Origin of the sequence: Actinoplanes sp. NPDC051633 (genome assembly GCF_040681735.1) — a bacterium.
GTDB lineage: Bacteria > Actinomycetota > Actinomycetes > Mycobacteriales > Micromonosporaceae > Actinoplanes.
This window is the reverse complement of the sequence record NZ_JBFAZH010001519.1, coordinates 1-1,553: the sequence shown is the minus strand read 5'-3', so window position 1 is coordinate 1,553 and position 1,553 is coordinate 1. Positions and strand designations below refer to the sequence as shown.

2 protein-coding genes and 1 pseudogene are annotated in these 1,553 nt (G+C 71.0%); all 3 read right to left on the bottom strand.

All coding sequences use genetic code 11. The annotated features are described in order from the left end of the window. Positions 1 to 325: pseudogene (locus tag AB0M20_RS42705) on the bottom strand (hypothetical protein); the annotation flags it as partial. Between the two features lie 160 nt (positions 326 to 485). After that, positions 486 to 860, bottom strand: coding sequence for a DoxX family protein (locus AB0M20_RS42700; protein ID WP_364307134.1), 375 nt, complete (start codon positions 858 to 860; stop codon positions 486 to 488). Positions 861 to 966: 106 nt separating this feature from the next. Then, on the bottom strand, positions 967 to 1,553 hold a 587-nt coding region (locus tag AB0M20_RS42695; protein WP_364307132.1), incomplete at its 5' end, for a hypothetical protein.

The window sequence follows — 1,553 nt, the reverse complement described above, 5'->3', positions numbered from 1 at the left end:
CGTCACCGTTGGGGTGGACGGCCAGCCGGCCGTTGGCGAGCGCCTCCTTCACGATGACCATGCACCCGGCGTCGTGCGCCTCGGCGAGCGCCGGGCCGGCGCTGGGCTCCATCAGGTTCCAGGTGGCCTGCACGCTGCGGAACAAGGGCTTTCCATCGACCCGCACGCGGAGCGCGGCGCGGATCGCCTCGGCCTGCGCGGGCCCGCTGGTCGACACTCCGATCACGACGCCCAGCGCGGCCAGCCGCTCGTGCAGCTCGGCCGTAGGAACGGGCGACGTCGAAATACCGGACGCCGGCGGCGTACGCCCGGTCCAAGAGCTCATGGGCCCGCTTCCGCAGCGCCGCGACAGTCCGCTCGGCCGGGAGATCCGCGTCGCGCCCGAGGTTGATGTAGCCCGGCCGCCCGACGGCCGCCAGCCCCAGCCCGATCCGGGAGGCCCTGCTCAGCCGGTCGACGATCGCCATGTTCCTCCGATGCGGTGGTCAGAAGGCGTACGGGCCGAAGCGGCCCCACACGACGATGGCGGCGAGGATCAGCAGGACGGCGTTGCCGGCGATCATCGGGTATTCCTTGCGGCGGCCGTGCACGATCGCCGCGCCGATCATGATCAGGACGAGGCCGAGCGCTGCGAGCGGCACCAGCACCGGGGCGATGTCCAGCAGGGCGGGCAGGACGAGACCGATCGCGGCGAGCACCTCGAGCGCGCCGATCAGCTTGACCATGCCGGGGCTGAAGTCCGTGGCCCATCCCAGGCCGGAGGCCGCGAGCTGCTCGGGGGTCCGGATCAGCTTCAGCACGCCGGATACCAGGAAGGCGACCGCCAGCAGCACGGCGATGATCCACAAGACGTTGTTCACGGGCCCTCCGGCCGGTCGATGGGGTCGAGCGTGCAGTGACGCTACTCGACCCCATCACGCGGACGGTGGAACCCGCCCCCGGGCGGGGCGATCTCAAAGGCCGACGTCAGCGGGCCGGCACCACGTCCTTGGGACGCTTCACCGACACCTTGGTGCCGTAGTCGAACAGCTCCAACGTGGAGGTGGTGGTGCCCTGCTGGAGCTCGCCCTTCGCCGTCGACCGCCACGCGGTGGTGAGTACGACCCTCGCGATGCGGCCGTCGGCGTCGAGCGTGACGTCGCCCGAGCTGGTGGAGGAGCCGTCGCGGGCCTTCTCGGCGTACTCGAAGTGCACGCTGCCGTCGGGGTTCTCCGTGACGGTCGCCGTCCGCAACGCCTTGAACAGGGCCGCCGGGTTCGGTGCGGCGGCGCCCAGGACGGTGTCCGGGCCGCCGTACAGGGACAGGTGGTCGTGTTTTCCGGGGTACTGCCCGTACCGGCCGTACTTCTCGCCCCTGCCCTTGTCGGCCGGCAGCTTCTGCAGCGGCGGTTCGCCGCCGATGTAGCGGGTTCCGTTGATCAGCAGCTCGGTGACCACCGAATCGTCCTGCGGCTTGCGCACATATCCGGTGGCCGTCCGCGGATCGAAGGCGCCCTCGTAGTCCCCGCCCTCGACGCCCGTCGTCAGGCGCATCCGGTAGCTGATGTTGTCGC